A 1,623-nucleotide genomic window follows, 5' to 3' on the forward strand; every position below is an offset into this window, starting at 1 on the left:
AAGAGCTATTGCGCACCCCCGCGCCCCAAGCGGCGCAGCCGTTGCTGGCCGAGGTGCAGCGGTTGCTGCACGCTCTGGTCCAACCCCTGCGTGCCTGGGGCGCATGGCCGCTGGACAGCAAGCCTGCCGCTGGCCAAGCGCCGCCGTTCGACTTGGCAGGCCAGGCCTGCGTGCGCCAGCTCCAGGAACTGCTGCAGCAGGACGATGCGCGGGCTTTGGCCTATTTGAAACAAAATGTTGCTATGCTGCGGGCAGCCCTCGGGCCAGCCATGCACAGCCTGCAGCGCCACATCGAGGATTTCGATTTCGAGCCGGCACTGGCCCTCCTGCAAGCGTGGCGGCCTGGTCCAGGCTGCGGGTCCCCAAGACAGCCAACCGCCGGGAGTATCGATGTCCTCTGACTCCTCTGTTCATACCGCCGCTGCAGCCGTCCCCGCCGACTGGCGCGAGCGCCAGGCGCCCACCGTGCTGGTGGTGGACGACACGCCCGACAACCTGGCGCTGATGGCCGAGCTGCTGAAGGAGCGCTACCGCGTGCGGGTGGCCAACAGCGGCGAGCGCGCGCTGAAGATCGCCCAGGCCGACCCGGTGCCCGACCTGGTGCTGCTCGACATCATGATGCCGGGCATGGACGGCTACGAGGTCTGCCGCCGGCTCAAGGCGAGCGCGGCCACGCGCGATGTTCCCGTCATCTTCCTCACCGCCCGGGCCGACACCGAAGACGAGCGCGTGGGCCTGGAGCTGGGTGCCGTGGACTACATCACCAAGCCGGTGAGGCCGCCCATCGTGCTGGCGCGCGTGCAGACGCACCTGGCGCTCAAGGCCACGGCCGATTTCCTGCGCGACAAAAGCGCCTACCTGGAGCGCGAAGTGGCGCTGCGCACGCTGGAGGTGCAGGCCATCCAGGACGNGCGTGCAGACGCACCTGGCGCTCAAGGCCACGGCCGATTTCCTGCGCGACAAAAGCGCCTACCTGGAGCGCGAAGTGGCGCTGCGCACGCTGGAGGTGCAGGCCATCCAGGACGTCACCATGATGGCCATGGCCTCGCTGGCCGAGACGCGCGACGACGAGACCGGCAACCACATCCGGCGCACCCAGCTGTATGTGAAGGTGCTGGCCGAAAAGCTGCGCACGCACCCGCGCTTCGAGGCGCTGCTGAGCGACCGCATGATCGAGCTGCTGTACAAGTCGGCGCCGCTGCACGACATCGGCAAGATCGGCATTCCCGACCGCATCCTGCTCAAGCCCGGCAAGCTCACCGAGGACGAATTCGAGATCATGAAAGGCCATGCCGCGCTCGGCCGCAAGGCCATCGAAGGCGCCGAACGGCGCCTGGGCATGCGCGTGCGTTTCTTGAACGTGGCCAAGGACATGGCCTACAGCCACCATGAGAAATGGGACGGCTCGGGCTACCCCGAGGGCCTGGCGGGTGACGCCATTCCGGTGGCGGGCCGCCTCATGGCGCTGGCCGACGTGTACGACGCGCTGATCAGCCGGCGCGTCTACAAGGCCCCCTTCACGCACGAGCAGGCCTGCAGCGTCATCGTCAAGGGCCGGGGCAGCCATTTCGACCCCGACATGGTGGACGCCCTGATCGAGATCGCTGAAGACTTGCGCAGCAT

General features: G+C 67.8%; 2 protein-coding genes. Both read left to right on the plus strand.

The features are described from left to right. Positions 1-401: hypothetical protein (locus tag QZH66_RS15820; protein WP_305806851.1), on the plus strand; the 401-nt coding region annotated here is incomplete at its 5' end. A gap of 512 nt (positions 402-913) precedes the next feature. Beyond that, a partial coding sequence (locus tag QZH66_RS15825; RefSeq protein ID WP_305806852.1) for an HD domain-containing phosphohydrolase occupies positions 914-1,623 on the plus strand: 710 nt, incomplete at its 3' end.

Origin of the sequence: Stenotrophomonas sp. YIM B06876 (genome assembly GCF_030711595.1) — a bacterium.
Taxonomy (GTDB): Bacteria; Pseudomonadota; Gammaproteobacteria; order Xanthomonadales; family Xanthomonadaceae; genus Stenotrophomonas.